The following is a 17,501-nucleotide window of genomic DNA, read 5'->3' as shown; positions in this document are numbered from 1 at the left end:
TTCACTTCTCCGAAACGCCAGCCTCTGCAAAACTTGCCATGCGGGCATGGCACTCCAGCGCCGAGCGGACGATGTTGACGGCGAGGCAGGCGCCGGAGCCTTCGCCGAGCCGCATGCCGAGATCGAGCAACGGCGGCAGGCTAAGCGCTTCGAGCAACCCGCGATGACCCGATTCGGCCGAGACGTGCGCGGCGATGGTGTGGGCGAGGCCGGTCGGGTGCAGTTTGGCCAGCGGGGCTGCCGCGGCGGTGCAGACGAAGCCGTCGAGCAGCACGGGGATGCCCAGATGGCGGGCCGCCAGCGTCGCGCCGAAGATGGCGGCGAGTTCGCGGCCGCCGAGCGCGGCAGCGATAGCAAGCGGGTCGGCGAGGGTGGCGGCGTGGCGCTTCAGGCCGGCTTCGATGGCGACGACCTTGCGCTTCAGGCCGGCGTCGTCGACGCCGGTGCCGCGTCCGGTCCACTTTTCCGCGCCGCCACCGAACAGGGCGGCTGAGATGGCAGCCGCCGGTGTCGTGTTGCCGATGCCCATTTCGCCGAAGCAGATGAGGTCGAGGTCTTTTGTCACGGCGTCATAGCCGGTGGAGACAGCCGCGAGAAACGCGTTCTCATCCATCGCCGGACCTTGGGTGAAATCACCCGTAGGATGGTCGAGATCGAGCGGGATGACATCGAGTTCGGCGCCGGCCATGCGGGCAAGCTGGTTGATGGCGGCACCGCCGCCGGCGAAATTGGCCACCATCTGCACGGTGACTTCCGAGGGATAGGCCGACACGCCTTGCGCGGTGACGCCATGGTTGCCGGCGAACACGAAAACTTTGACGCGGTCGAGTTTTGGCATGTCGCGGCCCTGCCAGCGCGCCAGCCACGCGGCGATCGTCTCCAGCCGGCCAAGGCTGCCTTGCGGCTTGGTCAGCGTGTCCTGGCGGCTCGCAACTGCATTGGCGGCAGTGTCGCTGCCGGCCGGTAGGTCGAGGCAGGCGGCGCGCAATTCACTAAGCGATTTGAAGGGCATGGGGGCAAAGTCTCCGAAAGGGAATCAGGCCAAGGGATCAGGAAAGCGCTACGGAAGCGACGAGCAGCACCGCGATTTCGCTCGCCTGCTGCAAGGCGCCGATCGTGTCGCCGGTCTGGCCATCGATCTGGCTGAGGCAAAGGGCACGGAAGGCGGCAAACAGCAGGCCAAGCAGGATCAGCGCGAAGACGGCGCCGCCCAGCCCAATCAGGAGCAGCGGGATCGCGCCGAGCACGGCGCCGGCCACGGCGGTTTCCTGCGAGACGGTGCCGGCGTCGGCCGAGAGGCCGTCGACCCGCGCCGGGGGCAAGAGATGCATGAAGGCGCCAAGCAGGCCGCGCGAGGCCGCGTGTGCGGCCAGCAGGGCGAACAACGCCTGTGTGGGGTCGACGAGTTGCGAAAGCGCGCTCCAGCGGATCAGCAGCGACAGGCCCAGTGCCATGGCACCGTAGGCGCCGATGCGGCTGTCGCGCATGATCTCGAGTTTGCGGCCGCGCGATTTGCCGCCGCCAAAGCCGTCGGCGACGTCGGAGAGGCCGTCTTCATGCAGGCAGCCGGTGGCGAGCACTGTTGCGACGAGGGCGAGGGCGGCCGCCGGACCCATGGCGAGGCCGAATCGTTCCGCAGTGGCAAAGACGATGGCGCCGATCAGACCGACGACAAGGCCGGCGATGGGGGCGGCCCAGATCGCGGCGGCAAGGCTGCGGCCGCGGAAATCGAAGACGGGCAGAGGCAGACTGGTGAAGAAGACCAGGCAGAGCGCGATGTCGTCGACGATCTGCCGCGGTGAAAGAGCCAGGTTCTTGAAGTTCATGCTCTAGCCCCTCGCAATCGCGTGGAAGAAGGTGCCGCTGACATGGCCGCGCCGGTAGCCCGAGGCGCCGATCGGATTGCCCTGGCCGTCGGCCAGGTCGGCGAGCGGCTCCTCATTGCCGGTGGCAGTCATCTGCGCATAGTGGAATTCGTGGCCACGGATCAGGGCGCCAGCCGAGCCCAGCGGGCAATCGGCGCGCAGCCGCGCCTCTCGGTAGCCGAGGTTCATCTTGCGTTTGGCGAAGCTGGTGGAATGGCCGAGCAGGTCGAGCATCGCATGCGTTTCGCCTGACGCGTCCTCCAGCGCTTCGCCGAGCACCATGAAGCCACCGCATTCGCCATGGACCGGCTTCGTCGCGGCGAAACGCGCCATCCCGGCGCGGAAATTCGTGGCCGCTGCAAGGCGGGCCGCGTGAAGTTCGGGATAGCCGCCGGGCAGCCAACAGACGTCGCAGCCCTCGTCGGGTGCTTCGTCGGCGAGCGGCGAGAACGGGACGATTTCGGCACCGGCCTTGCGCCAGTACGCCGCGACATGCGGATAGAGGAAGGTGAAGGCGGCATCCTCGGCCAGCGCGATCCGCTGACCGGGTGGCGCGAGCGCGTCGTCGAAACCGCCGGGCGCTGGGGTGAAAGGTGTCGCCAGGGCCATGATGGCGTCGAGGTCGAGCGACTTTTCCGCCATGTCGGCCAGCCGGTCGAGATGCGCCATCAGGTCGTCATACTCGCCGGCCTGGACGAGGCCGAGGTGGCGCTCGGGCAGGTTGAGCGTGGGGTCGCGCAGGATGGCGCCGACGACCGGCAGGCCGATCGCCTCGATGGCGTCGCCCGACAGCCGGCGGTGCCGCTCGCTGCCCAATCGGTTGAGCACGACACCGGCCATGCGCACGTCCGGATCATAGGTGGCAAAACCCTTGGCGACGGCGGCCGCGGTGGTCGACTGGCCGGAAACGTCGAGCACCAGCAGCACCGGCAGGCCATAGAGCCGGGCCAGGTCGGCCGCCGAACCGGTGCGGCCTTGAGCTGCCGGAATGCCGTCGAACAGGCCCATGGCGCTTTCGAGGATGACGAAATCGGTATCGTCGGCGGCCTGTGCGGCGAGCGCGTTGAGCAGCGATGGCGGCATCGCCCAGCTGTCGAGATTGACGCCGGACAGTCCCGTGGCGGCGGTGTGGAAGCCGGGGTCGATATAGTCGGGGCCGGATTTGGCGCCGCGCACTTTCAGCCCGCGCCGGGTCAGCGCGCGCAGGATGCCGATGGTGACGCTGGTCTTGCCGGAGCCGGAGCGCGGCGCGCCGATGATGATGGCGCGGGCCGTCATGCTTCCCCCACCAAAGCCGAGCGCATGGCGACGATGCCGCCGACGACGATCAGCGCCGGGGAGGCGAGACCGGCGGCCGCAGCTTCCTCGGCAATGGTGGCGAGCGTGGCAACGACGGTCCGTTCCTGTGGCGTCGTCGCGGCGACGATCACTGCCGCCGGTGTCGACGGCGCCAGCCCGCCATCCAGCAGTGCGGCTGATATCAGCGGCAGATTGGCCATGCCCATATAGACGACGACAGGCTGGCCGGTGCGGGCGATCGCCGCCCAGTCGAGATCGTCATCGGTGCCGGCTGCGTGGCCAGTGGCCAGGATCACAGCCTTGTTGATGCCGCGCATGGTGGCGGGAATGCCGGTCGCGGCCAGCGCGCTGAGCCCCGATGTCAGACCGGGCAGCACGCGAAACGGGATGTTTTCGCGTGCCAGCGCGAGGGCTTCTTCGCCGCCACGGCCGAAGATGTAGGGGTCGCCGCCCTTCAGCCTGACGACACGGCGGCCGTCGCGCGCCAGCCGCACCAGAAGGGCGGTGATGTCGTCCTGCTTCATCGACGGTTTTCCGCCGCGCTTGCCGGCGAAGAAAAGCTCGGCATTTTCGGCAACGGCGACAACATCAGGCGAGACCAGCGCGTCATAGACCAGCGCATCCGCCTCGACCAATGCCGCCAGCACTTCCAAGGTCAGGCAGCCGGGGTCGCCGGGACCGGCGCCGGCCAGCCAGACATGGCCCGGCTCAAGCCGGCGCGGCTTGAAGTTCAGCCGGGACAAGGCTTTTTCGAGCGTGGCGGTTTCGCCGGTATTTGGGGTGCTGCCGCTCACAATCCGTCCCGTCCGCGAAAACGCCGCTGGTAGTGGGCGTCGTACAATGAACTCTCGCCAAAACCTTCCGCCGTCAGCGAGCGGCCGACGAAGATGATCGCCGTGCGCTCCATAGGATCGGCAGCGAGTTGTGCCTCGATCGTCGCCAGCGTGCCGGTCAGCACGCGCTCGTCCGGCCAGGAGGCGCGGAAGACGATCGCCACCGGGCAATCGCCGCCATAGTGCGGCGTCAGTTCGGCGACCACGCGGTCGATGGCGTGGATGGCCAGATGAATGGCCAGCGTGGCGCCGGTGCGGCCAAAGCCGGCCAGCGTTTCGCCGGGCGGCATTTTTGATGCGCGCCCGGAAATGCGGGTCAGCACCAGGCTTTGCGCGACTTCGGGAATGGTCAGCTCGCGGCGCAGTGCAGCGGCAGCGGCGGCGAAGGAGGGCACGCCCGGCGTCAGCGTGTAAGGGATGCCGTGCTTTTCCAGCCGCCGGATCTGCTCGGCAACGGCGCTCCACACCGACAGGTCGCCGGAATGCAGGCGGGCGACATCATGGCCCGATTTGTGGGCCGCGACATACTCGGCCTCGATCTCGTCGAGCGACATCGGCGCGGTGTCGATCAGTTTTGTCCCCGGTGCGCAATGCTGCAAAAGCTCTGGCGCGACGATGGAGCCGGCATGCAGACAGACAGGGCAACTGGCCAACAGCCTCGCGCCGCGCAGCGTGATGAGGTCGGCCGCACCCGGGCCGGCGCCGATGAAATGAACGGTCATGGCGCATCTCCGCCGATGGCGATGGCGCAGGTGACCGGGCCGAGCACCGTGCGGGGGCCGAGCAGCCTGGCGCCCTTGCCGGCGACGGCAAGGGCGGATGCCTCGGAAACCGATGGCGTGCCGGCAACATCCTGCGAGAGGTCGGAATGGCTGATCGTGTCCAGCGAGGCGGCCTCGATCGCAGCCGCATCGGCGACGATGACCGGAAGATTGAGTTGATGACCGGCAGCGACGATGGCGTTTTCGTCCTGCTTTAGAGGGGCAGTCGCCAGTGCGGAAAGAGCCGTCATCGCCAACCCATGCGCTTCGAGCGCGGTTTCTATCGCGGCAAGCACGTCCTCGACACGCACACCTTTTCGGCTGCCGATGCCCGCGACCATCATGGCTTCACCCAGTTCCATTGGGTGACCGGCATGGCCGGCCGCCATGCCTGCATCGCGCCGACGGGCGAAGCGCGGGATATGTTTATCCGCGTGAGATCGCCGCCGAGCGAGACATGGCGGGCAAGAAGCAAGGTTTCCATCTCCAGCGTCACCGCATTGGCGACGAGACGGCCGCCCGGACGCAAGGCCTTGATGGCAGCGTTCAACACTCCGGTATCGCTGCCGCCGCCGCCAATGAAGATCGCGTCCGGCGTGTCCAGCCTGGCAAGCGCCTTGGGCGCACTGCCTTCCACCACGACAAGGCCGGGAACACCACAGGCGGCGGCGTTGCGGCCAATGCGGGCGGCGCGGATCGGGTCGGCCTCGACGGCTATAGTGCGCATGGAAGGGTGGGCCAGCATCCATTCGATGCCGATGGAGCCGGAGCCGGCGCCGATGTCCCACAGCAGTTCGCCGCGCTTTGGCGCCAGCGCCGACAGGGTGATCGCGCGGATTTCGCGCTTGGTGATCTGGCCGTCATGGTCGAACAGATGATCGGCAAGGCCTGATGTGAGCGGCAGGACGCGCGCGTCCGGACCGGATTCAACTTCGACCGCCAGGACGTTGAGCGGATTGATGTTTTCGAGATCGAAGGCGTCGGCGCGGGCCGAGCGTCGGTTCTCGTTTGGCCCACTCAGCGCCTCCAGAACCGTCAGCTGCGATGCGCCGAAGTCGAGTTCGGTGAGCAGGCGGGCGATCGCCGCAGGGGCTTCGGCATCAGAAGTCAACGCCAGTATGCGTGCGTTTGGCTGCAGCAGCGGCCGGATCAGGTCGAGCGCCCGGCCATGCAGCGAGACGGTCTCGGTGTCCTGCAGCGCCCAGCCGAGCCGCGCGGCTGCCAGCGAAATGGCCGACGGTGCAGGAATGACATGCATCTCCAGTGGTTTCACCTTGCGGGCGAGGGTGGCGCCGACGCCGTGGAAGAACGGATCGCCGGAAGCGAGCACGCAGACATTCCGGCCGGCAAGCGCCAGGACCTCAGTCATCTCGGCATCGAAAGGAACCGGCCATGAGCGCGGCTCGCCCTTGGCGAAGGACGCGACCAGCGCCAGGTGCCGCTTGCCGCCGAAGATGATTTCCGCGTCTGCGATCAGTCGCTTGGCCTCGTCGCCGAGACCCGCTAAACCGTCCTCGCCGATGCCGACGACTGTAAGCCATCTTGAGTTGAGCTTGGCACCGCGCGGACCCTTAGCAGGCATGATGACCCACCGCATTCTGATCCTTGGCGGCACCACGGAAGCCCGGCAACTGGCCGGGAAACTTGCGGACCGTGCCTCTGTCACGCTGTCGCTGGCCGGGCGCACCGAAAGCCCTGTTGCGCAAGGCGTGCCGGTGCGAAGCGGAGGTTTTGGCGGTGCCGACGGGTTGGCCGCTTACCTGCGGAAAGAGCATATCGACCTGCTGATCGACGCCACGCATCCCTATGCGGCGCAGATTTCGGCCAATGCCGCGCAAGCCGCGCGCATGGTCGGCGTGCCGATCCTTGCGCTGCGGCGCTCTGGCTCGGAGCTCGTCGAAGGCGACCGCTGGACGCTGGTCGATACGCCCAGCGATGCCGTGCAAGCACTTGGACCGGCGCCGCGCCGCGTTTTCCTGGCACTGGGCCGGCAAGAGGTCGCTGCTTTCGAAGCTTCGCCCCAGCACCATTATCTCATTCGCAGTGTCGATCGTGTCGAACCCCCGCTGGCTGTGCCCGATGCCGTGTATCTGTTGGCCCGTGGCCCGTTTCGCGAGGCGGAAGAACGCGCGCTGCTCGATGAGCATCGCATCGATGTCGTCGTGTCCAAGAACAGCGGCGGTGAAGCGACCTACGGCAAGATCGCCGCCGCGAGGACACTTGGCATCGAGGTGGTGATGATCCGCCGGCCTGATCTGCCGGATGTGCCTTCGGCTGAAACCGTCGAAGCTCTGGCCGCGATGGTCTATCATTTCGTCGAGCCCGCTGCCGACCGCGGCGTGTAGACCAGCGCCGGCTTCTCTGCGCGCTTGATGATCCTTGTTTCCGGCGAGCCGATGATGATGCAGGTCGACATATCGGCCTTCTGCGCGTCGACATCGGCCAGCAGATAGACCTCGATGCGCTCGTCGGGACGGCCGGCGGCGCGGCCGAAAATCACCGGCGTCGTGCCCGGCAGGATCGCGGTCAGGCATTCGAAGGCACGGCCGAGCTGCCAAGGACGCGCCTTGCTGATCGGGTTGTAGAGCGCGATGACGAAGCCGGCGCCGGCCGCCGCCAGCAGGCGCAGTTCGATCAGTTCCCAAGGCTTCAGATTGTCGGACAGCGAGATGGCGCAGAAATCATGGCCGAGCGGCGCGCCGATGCGGGCGGCAACGGCGAGCATGGCGGTGATGCCGGGCACCACAATGACATCGACCGCGCGCCATTCGATTGGGCCGGCCTCGATCGCCTCGCAGACGGCGGCCGCCATGGCGAACACGCCTGGATCGCCACCGGAAACCACGGCAACGTCATGGCCCTCGGCGGCCTTGACCAATGCGTCCTTCGAGCGGGCGAGCTCCTCGCGGTTGTCGGACGCGACGCGGGTCTGGTCCGGGCGCAGCTCCAGCCGGTCGAGATAGGGTTTGTAGCCGTAAAAGAATTTAGCTTCGACGACGGCGCGACTGGCTTCCGGGGTGACTTGATCGGCATTGCCGGGCCCAAGGCCGATGACGGTGAGACGGCCGCTCATGCCTGCGCTCCCAATGCGCCTGGGCGGCCGGACCAGCCGGCTACCAGCACGATGGCGAAATAGGGCGCCTTGTCGTCCTGCTTGTCGGCAAGTTTCATCGAGACGCTGCCGGCCATGGTGCCGCGCTCGACATAGACGGCGCGCGACAGCTTGGCCGTAGCTTCAAGTGCCCGCTTGATCTTGGGCAGGTTGCGGCCGACCTTCATGATGACGGCGGCATCGGTGTCGGCCAGCCGGCGGGTCAATTCGAATTCGCTCATCGTGCCGGGCAGCACGGTCAGCACATCGTCGCCCTGGACGATCGGAATGCCGGTCTGCGACCAGCAGCCGGACATGGCGGTGACGCCGGGAATGACTTCGGTCGGAAAACGATGGGCGAGCCGCACATGCAGATGCATGTAGGAGCCATAGAACAGCGGGTCGCCTTCCGACAGCACGGCAACCATCCTGCCTGCCTGGAGATGCTCGGCGACCTTTTCGGCCGACTCCTCGTAGAAGCCAGTGATCTGCGACCGGTAGTCGTCGTGATCCTTGTCGATTTCGGTGGTGACGGGATAGAGCAGCGGCAGCTCCAGCATATCGGGCCGGAACTGCGCTTCGACGATGGCGCGCGCGTTGCTGTTGTTGCCGCGCTTGGCGAAATACGCCACGACGTCAGCCTCGGCCAGGATCCGCGCGGCCTTCAGCGTCAACAGTTCGGGATCGCCGGGACCGGTGCCGACGCCGACGAGACGGCCTTTTGCAATGATGTTCACAGGCCGGGCCTCGCCAATGAATTGAGCGCTGCGGCGGTCATGGCGCTGCCGCCAAGCCGGCCACGCACGATGGCATAGGGAACGCCGTAGGAATTCTCGGCCAGCGCATCCTTCGATTCGGCAGCGCCGACGAAGCCGACCGGCATGCCGATGATGGCCGCCGGCTTCGGCGCGCCGTCGCGCATTTTTTCCAGCAAATAGAAGAGCGCGGTCGGCGCATTGCCGATGGCGACCACCGAACCGGCCATGCGCTCGCCCCACAGGTCGATCGCGGCGGCCGAACGGGTGTTGCCGATCTCCCTGGCGATGTCGTGCGTGCGCGGGTCGCGCAAGGTGCAGATCACCTCATTGCCGGCCGGCAGCCTGGCGCGGGTGACACCGTGCGAGACCATCTCCGCGTCGCAGAAGATCGGCGCGCCGGCGGCGAGTGCTTTGCGCGCGGCAGCGACGAAATCAGGTGAAAAAACAAAATGGCTTGATGCCTCGACCTGGCCGCAGGCATGGATCATGCGGATGGCGACATCGGCCTCGGCTTCGGAGAAGCGCGACAGATCGGCCTCTGCGCGGATGATGGCGAAGGAGCGCTCGTAGATCGCCGTGCCGTCATGGATATAGTCGTAGGCGGCCATGCTCATTTCCGTTTTTCAGTTCGGGCCTGTCGGTAAGCCTCGGCAATACCGACCGGCCCGAGCCTTGTCAGGCAAGCGGCGGCGTTTTCGCCTTGGTATCGTGTGCTGCGGATCATTGCCGCGATACGGCTGATGCCGCGTGCGGCGTCATAGCCCGGCCTGTAGCCGGCAGGAAGGGCCTTTGCCGTCGCGTTCACGACAAGTCCGGCTCCGTTTTCGCCGCCGACTATCGTCAGCGCCGCCGGACCGGGGTGGGCGCAGCCTTTGGCGCAGCCGGAAATGTGGAGCGTGAAGTCGAGGATGTCGGCGTTTTCAGCCGCGATCGTCTCGGCAATGTCGCGCGTGGCGATGCGGCCGGAAGCGCAGGCCGGCGTGCCGGGGCAGGCCGCAATGCGGGTGCGCGGATCGGCGGGGGAGGTGACGAAGCCGAGGGTGGCGGCGGTGTGCTGGAGGGGTTGGTTGGCTGCCAGTGGCTGACCGACGAAGAGCAGGGCGCGGCCTGGGGCAAGACGGATTTCGGTTGTGCCGACAGCGCTTTGCATGAGGGCGATGATCTTGTCTGCAGGCATGCTACCATAGGGGAGAGCGATGCCGAGGGTGAAAGTGTCGCCGGCTAAGGGGAAAAGGCCGATAGGTTTGCGCGAGGCGCCCCCCTCTGTCCTGCCGGACATCTCCCCCTCAAGGGGGGAGATCGGCAGCTTCGACGCCGGCTTTTTCTTAACAACGCTGGAGTTTGGCGAAACCATCGGTGACAGCGTAATCTCCCCCCTTGAGGGGGAGATGTCCGGCAGGACAGAGGGGGGCGCCTCGCGCAAACTTGTCAAGCATAGCCAACCCGCCAGAGACACCAACTGCCTCTCCGACAGATCCCTTGCGTGGGCCTCACGGCCTTTTTCGGCAACCATTCTTAGGGCCGCGACGGTGATGTCACGGGCCGCACCTTCATCGGCAAGGGCAAGCAGCCTCGCGTTCTTCCCGTCACCCGCGACAGACACCCGCCACCGAACTCCCGCATCGATGCGCGTTGCAGAAAGCCGCACATCGGCCGTGACCGCATCCATCGTCAGTTGCCCGCCGCCGTCCACGACAACCGAAACCTTCGGCCCGAGCCGTTGCGTCAGCCCAGCCTCTTCGACCGCTGTCCTGATCCGTTCAGCCAGCGGCCGGGGATCGGCAATCTCCTGCGGGTCGATGCCGGCCAGCGGGCCGGTCTCGACCGGCACGCCGGTGCGCACCGCGATATCAAGCGCATCGACCTCCGCCGCCAACAGAAGCGCGCTTTCCGCCGTCAGTCCGCGTATCTGCAGACTGCCGCGCGCGGTGACTTCCATGATGCCGTTGCCATGCCGCAAGGCGGATTCGCAGAGCCCAATCAAAAGCTTCGGCGACAATCCTCCAGAAGATGGGCCTCCCGTGACTGGGTTGAGCCGCACCAAAAGCCCATCGCCGGTCTGCATCGGCGCCGACAAGGCCGGACAGGCACCGCGGCGCGAGAAGGCGTTCATGCCGCCACCCCAAGCGCTTCTGCCTCGGCAATCAGGGCTGTCAGATCGTCGTCGATAGAATTGCGCAGGGGATGCCAGAGGCCGCGCCGGCGGGCCGAGAGAAAACGCTCGGCAATGATTTTGGCAGCGGCCGGGTTTTCACGCAGGATGAAGGCGCGGACCAGGGGGTCGCGGAGATAAGCGTCATGCACGGCCTCGATCAGCGTTCCCGAGATGGCGTGCGTGGTTTCGGCAAAGCCGACCAGCCGGTCGACGGTCTCGGCGAATTCGGAGGCGCCGCGCGGGCCGTGCCGCATCTGGCCTGATATGAAACGTGGATTGATGGCGCGAGCGCGTACTACGCGCGATACGGCCTCGCTGACCGAGCGTGGTTTCGGCTTTTGCGGGTCCGTGGTGTCGAGCACGATGACGTCGGCATTCCTGCCGAGCGCCGCAAGGGCAGCCGAAAAGCCACCGATGAAGGCGACGTCGGCGGAACCTTCGAGGATGTCGCGGCCGGGATCGTCGCCGGTGTGGACGAGAAGATCGGCCTCGGCGATGCGGGTTTCGAAGGCACCGGGCGCGGAGACGCCTTCGCCCTGCGCGCCGCCATAGGCATGCGAGGTGGCGTCGAGATAGGCGCGGCCGATCTCTTCGCGCGCCGCCCAGTCGCCGCTGGACAAAAGGTCCTCGACGCCGGCGCCGTAGGTGCCGGGCGAAGTGCCGAAAATACGTGGGCTGATCTTGCCGTCAGCGCGGGTTTTGGCCGCGAGCGGGTTTTCCGAATCGTCCTCGTCGCGGGCGGCAACGGCGTTGGCGGCGGCATCGATCAGCGCGATCTGCGTCGGGAACATGTCGCGGAACAGGCCTGATATGCGCCAAGTGACATCGACGCGCGGGCGGCCAAGCGTGGCCGGCGGCAGCACTTCGATCCCGGTGATGCGACCGGTCGCAGAATCCCATTGCGGCCGGCAGCCCATCAGCGCCAGGCCTTGGGCGATCTCCTCGCCGCCGGTGCGCAGCGAGGCCGAGCCCCAGAGATCGATGACCAGCGAGCGCGGCCAGTCGCCATGCGACTGCATATAGCCGCGCACGACCTCCTCCGCTGCTGCCTTGCCCAGATCATAGGCGGTCGGCGTCGGCATGGTGCGCGGGTCGGATGTGAACAAATTGCGGCCGGTGGGCAAGACGTCGGAACGTCCCCGCGCGGGCGCTCCGGCCGGACCGGCCTTGACGTGGCGCCCATCGAGCGCGGCGAGCAGCGCCGCCTTCTCGGCTGCCGCACTTTGTCGCCGCGTGGCGTCGGGCTCCTCCTCGGGGGAGCGGCCGTAGATATGCAGGCCGTCCTTGATGGCGAAGTCCTTCAGGTCGCAGAGCCAGGCATCGATGCGGCGCAGCGCTTCGTCCGGCGCGTCGGTCCTGGCGACGCCGGCTTCGGAGGCGAGGCCGGTTTTTTGCGCGGTGTCGACGATCAGCTTGGCCAGCCGGTCGCGGCGGCGGCGGTCGAGCCCGTCGGCCTGCGCATATTCGTCGACCAGCCGCTCGAGCTTGTGCTGATCCTCATCCAACCCGGCGCCGGTCAGCGGCGGCGGCAAATGGCCAAGGGTGACGGCGGCAATGCGCCGCTTGGCTTGCGCGGCCTCGCCGGGGTTGGAGACGATGAAGGGATAGATGACGGGCAGGGGACCCGTGACGATCTCGGGAAAGCAGTTTTCCGAGAGCGCTACCGTCTTGCCGGGCAGCCATTCCAGCGTGCCATGGGCGCCGACATGGACAAGCGCATGGACGCCGAGCGACTTGCGCAGCCACAGGCCGAAGGCGAGCAATGCATGGCGCGGGGGGAGTGTCGGGTCGTGGTAGTCGGCGCGACGGTCGGCGGAGCGGCCGCGGTCTGGGGCGAGTGCTACGGTGATGTTGCCGAAGGTGGCGGCACGGAAGGGGAAACTTGCAGTGGTCGGCGCTTGAACACCCCCCTCTGTCCTGCCGGACATCTCCCCCTCAAGGGGGGAGATTGGCAGTTTCGACGCTCCGCCCACTCCCGCAACATCGGAGATTGGCGAAACCGGCAATGACAGCGCAATCTCCCCCCTTGAGGGGGAGATGTCCGGCAGGACAGAGGGGGGTGCCTCGCACAGGCCTGTGTCGTCTTCCGCCTTCCCCCAAGCAGCTTCGACTGCGGCAATTGCCGCTTTCGGCAACTCCATGGAATGTGCGAGATAGCCTTCCAACCCCAGCCCATCATTGCTGCGCACCAGCAAATCCAACAACACCCGCGGCGTCTCCGGAATCCCCTCAACTCCATAGCCCTGTTCGCTAAGGTCGTGCAGCATGGCCAGCACGCTGGACGGCACGTCGAGGCCGACGGCATAGCCGGTGCGGCCGGGGGCGCTGGGATAATCGGGGATCAGGATCGCCAGCTTGCGCTTGGCGCGGGGCGTCTCCCGCAGACGGATGAAGGCCGCGACGCGGTCAGCCACTTGCGCGACGCGATCCGGTTCCGGACGGTTGGCGAAGGCGCGGTGGCCAAGTCCGGGATCGGTCTCGCTCTCACCCTTGAAGGAAATAGCGCCAGCGAGAATGCGACCGTCGAGTTCGGGCAGCACGACATGCATGGCAAGGTCGGCGGGCGCCAGACCGCGCTGGTTGTTCTCCCAGATGTCGCGGCGGGTGGTGGCGACAATGACCTGGAAGACGGGCACGCCAGCGCGGTCGAACAGGGTTTCGACGCCGGGTTCGGCGCCAGACGCGAAAGCGGTCGCGGTGATGATCGCGGCTGGATTTAGTGTGGCCAGCGCTGTTTCCACGAAGACGAGTGACGCCGGGTCCTTGAGGCTGGAGACGAAGATAGGGACCGGGTTGATGCCGCGCTGCCGCAGCGCTTCAACGAGGGCGTCGATGGGCGCGACATCGGCGGCCAGCAGCATCGAGCGGTAAAACAGGATGGGAACGACAGGAGCGTGGACGTTTGAAATGTATGGCCTCTCCATGACGCTGCGTCCCGGCTCGTAAAACCCCGCTTTAGGCACGCTGACCGGCTCTGCAACAGCCACATCCTGCCCCGCCAACCGCGCAAGCCTGTGCACCAGCGCGCTCATATTGGCCGGGCCGCCCTCGCGGAAATAGTCGAGCAGGCCGTCGAGCTCTTGGCGCGGCAGCGTCGAGGCTTCGATCAGGCGCAGATCCTCGTCACGGCATTCGCCAGGCAGCAGCGCCAGTTTGATCCCGCGCTCGCGGGCGGTCGAGGCGAGCTGGTCGCAGCCGTAGCGCCACCAGTCGTAGCCGCCGAGGATGCGCACCAGGATGATCTTGGCGTGGCGGGCGATGCTGTCCACCCAGAGATCGACGGACATGGGATGGCGCAGGTCACGCAGCGCCGCCAGCCGCATCGAGGGCAGGCGGCCGGCGTCGGCCTTCCACGCCGCCGCCAGTCCGGCGAGATCGCTGTCGGTGAAGGACAGGGCCACGATATCCGCCGGCGTCTGCCGCAGATCGACCGGCTCGGCGAGGTCGTCGAGCGAAGCGGATGTCGTGGTTAGGATGTGCATCGCAACCCGTGTCCGAAATCAGCCGGCGAGTATACGCTCGATCGCCGGGCGGTTCAGCCCCTTCAGGCCGATGACGACGAGGCGCGAGCGGCGGTCGTCCTGCGCCGTCCAGGCGCGGTCATAGTAGTGATTGACGCGCGGCCCGACGGCCTGCAGCAAGAGCCGCATCGGCTTGCCGCCGACCTCGACGAAGCCTTTTACACGCAGCACGTTTTCTTCTTCGGCGACCGTGGCGACACGCTTTGCCAGTTCATCGGGATTGGCGATCGAGGCAATGTCGACGATGAACGTGTCGAAGTCGTCATGCTCATGGTCGAAGGCGCCGTCATGATGGGACTTGCGGTTCTCGATGTCGTCCTCGACGGCCAGACCGAGCCCGAGCAGCACGGAGGGATCGACCTTGCCATGCGAGGTCGGCACGATCTTCACGGCGCGGGCGGAGTGTTCGCCAATGATGGCATTGGCGCGTGCGGTGCCGGCGGCGTCCATCAAGTCGCTTTTCGACAGGATGATCAGGTCGGCGCAGGCGATCTGATCCTCGAACACTTCTTCCACCGGGTCGTCGTGGTCGAGTGTCTCGTCCTGGGCGCGCTGCGCCTGCAAGGCGTCCATGTCGTTGGCGACGCGACCCTCGGCCAACGCCGGCCCGTCGACCACGGCGATGACGCCATCGACTGTGACGCGGCTCTTCACGCTCGGCCACTGGAAGGCCTGGACCAGCGGCTTGGGCAAAGCGAGGCCGGAGGTCTCGATCAGGATGTGGTCGACCCTCGGCGTCAGCGCGAGGATCTTGTCGAGCGCCGGCACGAAATCGTCGGCGACGGTGCAGCAGATGCAGCCATTGGCCAGTTCGACGATGTTTTCTTCCGGACAGGTGTCGATGCCGCATCCCTTCAGGATCTCGCCGTCGATGCCGATGTCGCCGAACTCGTTGACGATGATGGCAATGCGCTTGCCGCCGGCGTTTTCTAGGAGATGGCGGACCAGCGTCGTCTTGCCGGCGCCGAGGAAGCCGGTGACGACGGTGCAGGGAACGCGGGAGAGGTTGGCAGACGAATCTGGGGCGGTCATGGTCAGTCCTTCAGCAGGTCGAGGGGAGGGATGCGGGCAACGAGGCCGCGCTTGAGGCTATCGGGGCGACCGCGCCACGGGATCAGGCCGTCCTTCGAAGTGGCGAAGAGTTTGGCGCCGGTGACGAGGTCGGCGCCGCTGGTCGCGGTCAGGTCGCCGAAGACATAGCTCCAGCAACCGTCGCGCAGAATGGCGGCGCTGAGACGCCGCTTGCAATTGCCAAGGCATTCAACGCTGCGGATGCGGATGTTTTCGCCGGATGCGGCGCGGCGCGTGTCGTCCGCCAGTGATTCGCCGGCGCGGGGATGAGTTTCGGAACCGGTTTCATCGCGGCAGGAGGCGCAGACGATGATGGTGACGCCGGCCAAGGCATCATCATGGCCGGACGAAATATCCGCTGTGCCAGCCGAAGAACTGCTGTCGTGGTCCAAAGATCGGGCTCCTTGCCCGGAAACCCGCCGGGCGATCGGATTCTACAGTCGCAGACGGCAGGTCTCCTGGCTCGCGGGTCATCGCCTTGGTAGCCGCCTTCCCGGGAACTCCCAGTGGCTTTCGGCCTTGGCTCTTCGCTTACAGTTGCGGGGACAGCCGCGGATTTGGGATTTTGTCCCGCACCGCATTCCCTCTTGGCTCCTCTCGTTGAAGAGAAGAGACCGTCTGGAACGGATTTAGGCTTTTGCGGGCAGCGGTGTCAACGCGAGCTTACGACACGGTCAGGTCGGCCAGCGCCGGACCCAAGTCACCGGCGGACATCACTTCGATGCGCTCGAGCCCGAGCCAACCTTGCATCTGCTTCAATTCCTCAAACAGCTGAGCAGCTGTTTCGGCCGGCGCACCGGGCTCAGCATAGGCCGCATGGACGCGTAGCACGCTTGCCGGGCGATCGGCCTTGAGATCGACACGCGCCATGATCCTGTCGCCGAGCAGGAAGGGCAGGACGTAGTAGCCGAATTGGCGCTTTTCGGCCGGGGTGTAGATCTCGATGCGGTAGTGGAAATCGAACAGCCGCTCCGAGCGCGAGCGTTCGAAGACAACCGGATCGAACGGCGCCAACAAGGCGCGAGCGTCGATCTTTCGTGGCAGACGGGCGTCTTTATGAAGATAGGCCGGTTTGTCCCAACCTTCGACACGCACCGGCAGCAGCTCGCCCGTTTCGACCAGTTCCTCCAGCCGGCCTTTCATGTCGGCGGGCGACAGGCGGAAATAATCGCGCAAATCGCCCGATGTCGCCACACCGTGGGCGCGGGCGGAAATGCGCAGCAATTCGCGGTGCGCGTCCTCGACGGCCGGCACCGGCAGATCGACGACCGCCTGCGGCAGCACGCGTTCGGGCAGATCATAGAAACGTTCAAAGCCGCGCCGGTGCGCCGTGGTGATGCGCCCGGCCCAGAACAGCCATTCGAAAGCATGCTTGGCATGGCTCCAGCCCCACCAGCCGCCCGAACCTTTCTGGCCTTCCAGCGCGGAAGCGGCGATCGGGCCGCGCTCGGCGACCTGGCGGTAGATCTCCTCGATATAGGCGGCGTGCTCGCGGCCCCATTTGGCGAGGCCCAGATACATTTCATCGCCGCGTTCGGCGCGCTGCATGCGCCAGCGCATCAGCGGGTAGGTCTCGACCGGCAGGAAGGACGCCTCGTGCGCCCAGTATTCGAACACCGTGCGCTTGCGCGTCACCGCGGCGTTGTCGAGCAGCGAGAGCGGGTAGGGGCCAAGGCGCGAATAGAGCGGCATATAATGAGCGCGTACCACCGCGCTGACGGAATCGATCTGCAGCAGGCCGGTGCGGGAGAGGGTGCGGGCAAGATGCCTGCGGTCCGGCGTGCCGGTCGGGCGGGGATCGAGGAACCCCTGGGCGGCAAGCGCGATGCGCCGGGCCGTGGGGAGCGAGATCTTTTCCTTCATGCAGGCATCACTTTGAAGTGTTTTGACCGAGGGTCGAATGGCTGATTCCAACCCATGCTAGCAGGGTTTTGGCGGCATTCATGTCAGGAGAGAAAAGTGGAGTAACAAACGAAGGAAATCAAACAGGAGCGGATCGGACCAGTTTGCCGCGATATGCCATCCAGGTCGGTGTTTTGAACAAGGTTTGACTTGCTTCGCTGGAAGTGCTGCGCTAACCCTCGCCGCGTTGCAGCATAGGCCCTTAAAACGGTTCAGCGGTTAAACTGTCACGCTTCCGCATTAGG

General features: G+C 66.3%; 15 protein-coding genes, 1 pseudogene and 1 riboswitch. Of the genes and pseudogenes, 1 reads left to right on the top strand and 15 read right to left on the bottom strand.

The window, feature by feature from the left end; genetic code table 11:
• Position 1: 1 nt before the first annotated feature.
• From cobT to cbiE, 7 genes are read right to left on the bottom strand one after another with little or no spacing between them, the layout of a single operon-like run.
• Entirely contained in the window at positions 2 to 1,012 is a 1,011-nt protein-coding gene (gene cobT / locus EOA16_RS26070; RefSeq protein WP_127260763.1) for a nicotinate-nucleotide--dimethylbenzimidazole phosphoribosyltransferase, read from the bottom strand.
• A gap of 37 nt (positions 1,013 to 1,049) precedes the next feature.
• A complete protein-coding gene (locus tag EOA16_RS26065; RefSeq protein ID WP_127260762.1) occupies positions 1,050 to 1,826 on the bottom strand; it encodes an adenosylcobinamide-GDP ribazoletransferase in 777 nt (258 codons plus the stop codon).
• 3 nt (positions 1,827 to 1,829) lie between these two features.
• Positions 1,830 to 3,143, bottom strand: a complete 1,314-nt coding sequence (locus EOA16_RS26060; RefSeq protein ID WP_127260761.1) for a cobyrinate a,c-diamide synthase — start codon at positions 3,141 to 3,143, stop codon at positions 1,830 to 1,832.
• Positions 3,140 to 3,958 carry a uroporphyrinogen-III C-methyltransferase gene (cobA, locus tag EOA16_RS26055; RefSeq protein ID WP_127260760.1) on the bottom strand — a complete coding sequence of 273 codons (819 nt, stop codon included), beginning with the start codon at positions 3,956 to 3,958 and terminating at the stop codon, positions 3,140 to 3,142. The genes EOA16_RS26060 and cobA overlap by 4 nt, the downstream gene beginning before the upstream one ends.
• A complete protein-coding gene (cobM, locus tag EOA16_RS26050) occupies positions 3,955 to 4,719 on the bottom strand; it encodes a precorrin-4 C(11)-methyltransferase (protein WP_127260759.1) in 765 nt (254 codons plus the stop codon). The genes cobA and cobM overlap by 4 nt, the downstream gene beginning before the upstream one ends.
• Entirely contained in the window at positions 4,716 to 5,102 is a 387-nt protein-coding gene (locus EOA16_RS26045) for a cobalamin biosynthesis protein (RefSeq protein ID WP_127260801.1), read from the bottom strand. The genes cobM and EOA16_RS26045 overlap by 4 nt, the downstream gene beginning before the upstream one ends.
• The gene (gene cbiE / locus EOA16_RS26040; RefSeq protein WP_127260758.1) at positions 5,099 to 6,340 is read right to left on the bottom strand and encodes a precorrin-6y C5,15-methyltransferase (decarboxylating) subunit CbiE; all 1,242 of its coding nucleotides are present in this window, start codon (positions 6,338 to 6,340) and stop codon (positions 5,099 to 5,101) included. The genes EOA16_RS26045 and cbiE overlap by 4 nt, the downstream gene beginning before the upstream one ends.
• A 1-nt stretch (position 6,341) precedes the next feature.
• Here cbiE and EOA16_RS26035 point away from each other — a divergent pair, with 1 nt between their 5' ends.
• Positions 6,342 to 7,103, top strand: coding sequence for a cobalt-precorrin-6A reductase (locus tag EOA16_RS26035; protein ID WP_127260757.1), 762 nt, complete (start codon positions 6,342 to 6,344; stop codon positions 7,101 to 7,103).
• On the opposite strand, the gene EOA16_RS26030 is transcribed toward EOA16_RS26035, so the two are convergent.
• From EOA16_RS26030 to EOA16_RS25995, 8 genes and pseudogenes are all read right to left on the bottom strand, one after another.
• Positions 7,067 to 7,831, bottom strand: coding sequence for a precorrin-3B C(17)-methyltransferase (locus EOA16_RS26030; RefSeq protein WP_127260756.1), 765 nt, complete (start codon positions 7,829 to 7,831; stop codon positions 7,067 to 7,069). The two genes, EOA16_RS26035 and EOA16_RS26030, sit on opposite strands and share 37 nt — an antisense overlap.
• Positions 7,828 to 8,586: a precorrin-2 C(20)-methyltransferase gene (locus EOA16_RS26025; RefSeq protein ID WP_127260755.1), complete on the bottom strand. Its 759-nt coding sequence runs from the start codon at positions 8,584 to 8,586 to the stop codon at positions 7,828 to 7,830. The genes EOA16_RS26030 and EOA16_RS26025 overlap by 4 nt, the downstream gene beginning before the upstream one ends.
• Entirely contained in the window at positions 8,583 to 9,215 is a 633-nt protein-coding gene (locus EOA16_RS26020; protein WP_127260754.1) for a precorrin-8X methylmutase, read from the bottom strand. Before EOA16_RS26020 ends, EOA16_RS26025 begins: the two co-directional genes overlap by 4 nt.
• A pseudogene (cobG, locus tag EOA16_RS26015) lies at positions 9,190 to 10,720 on the bottom strand (precorrin-3B synthase). The gene EOA16_RS26020 and the pseudogene cobG overlap by 26 nt, the downstream one beginning before the upstream one ends.
• Entirely contained in the window at positions 10,717 to 14,244 is a 3,528-nt protein-coding gene (locus EOA16_RS26010; RefSeq protein ID WP_127260752.1) for a cobaltochelatase subunit CobN, read from the bottom strand. The pseudogene cobG and the gene EOA16_RS26010 overlap by 4 nt, the downstream one beginning before the upstream one ends.
• A gap of 18 nt (positions 14,245 to 14,262) precedes the next feature.
• Entirely contained in the window at positions 14,263 to 15,315 is a 1,053-nt protein-coding gene (cobW, locus tag EOA16_RS26005) for a cobalamin biosynthesis protein CobW (protein WP_127260751.1), read from the bottom strand.
• A gap of 2 nt (positions 15,316 to 15,317) precedes the next feature.
• Complete coding sequence (locus EOA16_RS26000) at positions 15,318 to 15,746, bottom strand: DUF1636 family protein (RefSeq protein ID WP_127260750.1); 429 nt, start codon at positions 15,744 to 15,746, stop codon at positions 15,318 to 15,320.
• A gap of 38 nt (positions 15,747 to 15,784) precedes the next feature.
• Positions 15,785 to 15,988: riboswitch (cobalamin riboswitch) on the bottom strand.
• A 29-nt stretch (positions 15,989 to 16,017) separates the two neighbouring features.
• Positions 16,018 to 17,217 carry a winged helix-turn-helix domain-containing protein gene (locus tag EOA16_RS25995; protein ID WP_127260749.1) on the bottom strand — a complete coding sequence of 400 codons (1,200 nt, stop codon included), beginning with the start codon at positions 17,215 to 17,217 and terminating at the stop codon, positions 16,018 to 16,020.
• Positions 17,218 to 17,501 lie beyond the last annotated feature (284 nt).

It is taken from the genome of Mesorhizobium sp. M7A.F.Ca.US.008.03.1.1, assembly GCF_003997495.1.
In the GTDB taxonomy this organism is placed as follows: Bacteria; Pseudomonadota; Alphaproteobacteria; order Rhizobiales; family Rhizobiaceae; genus Mesorhizobium.
This window is presented reverse-complemented; position numbering and strand designations above follow the sequence as displayed.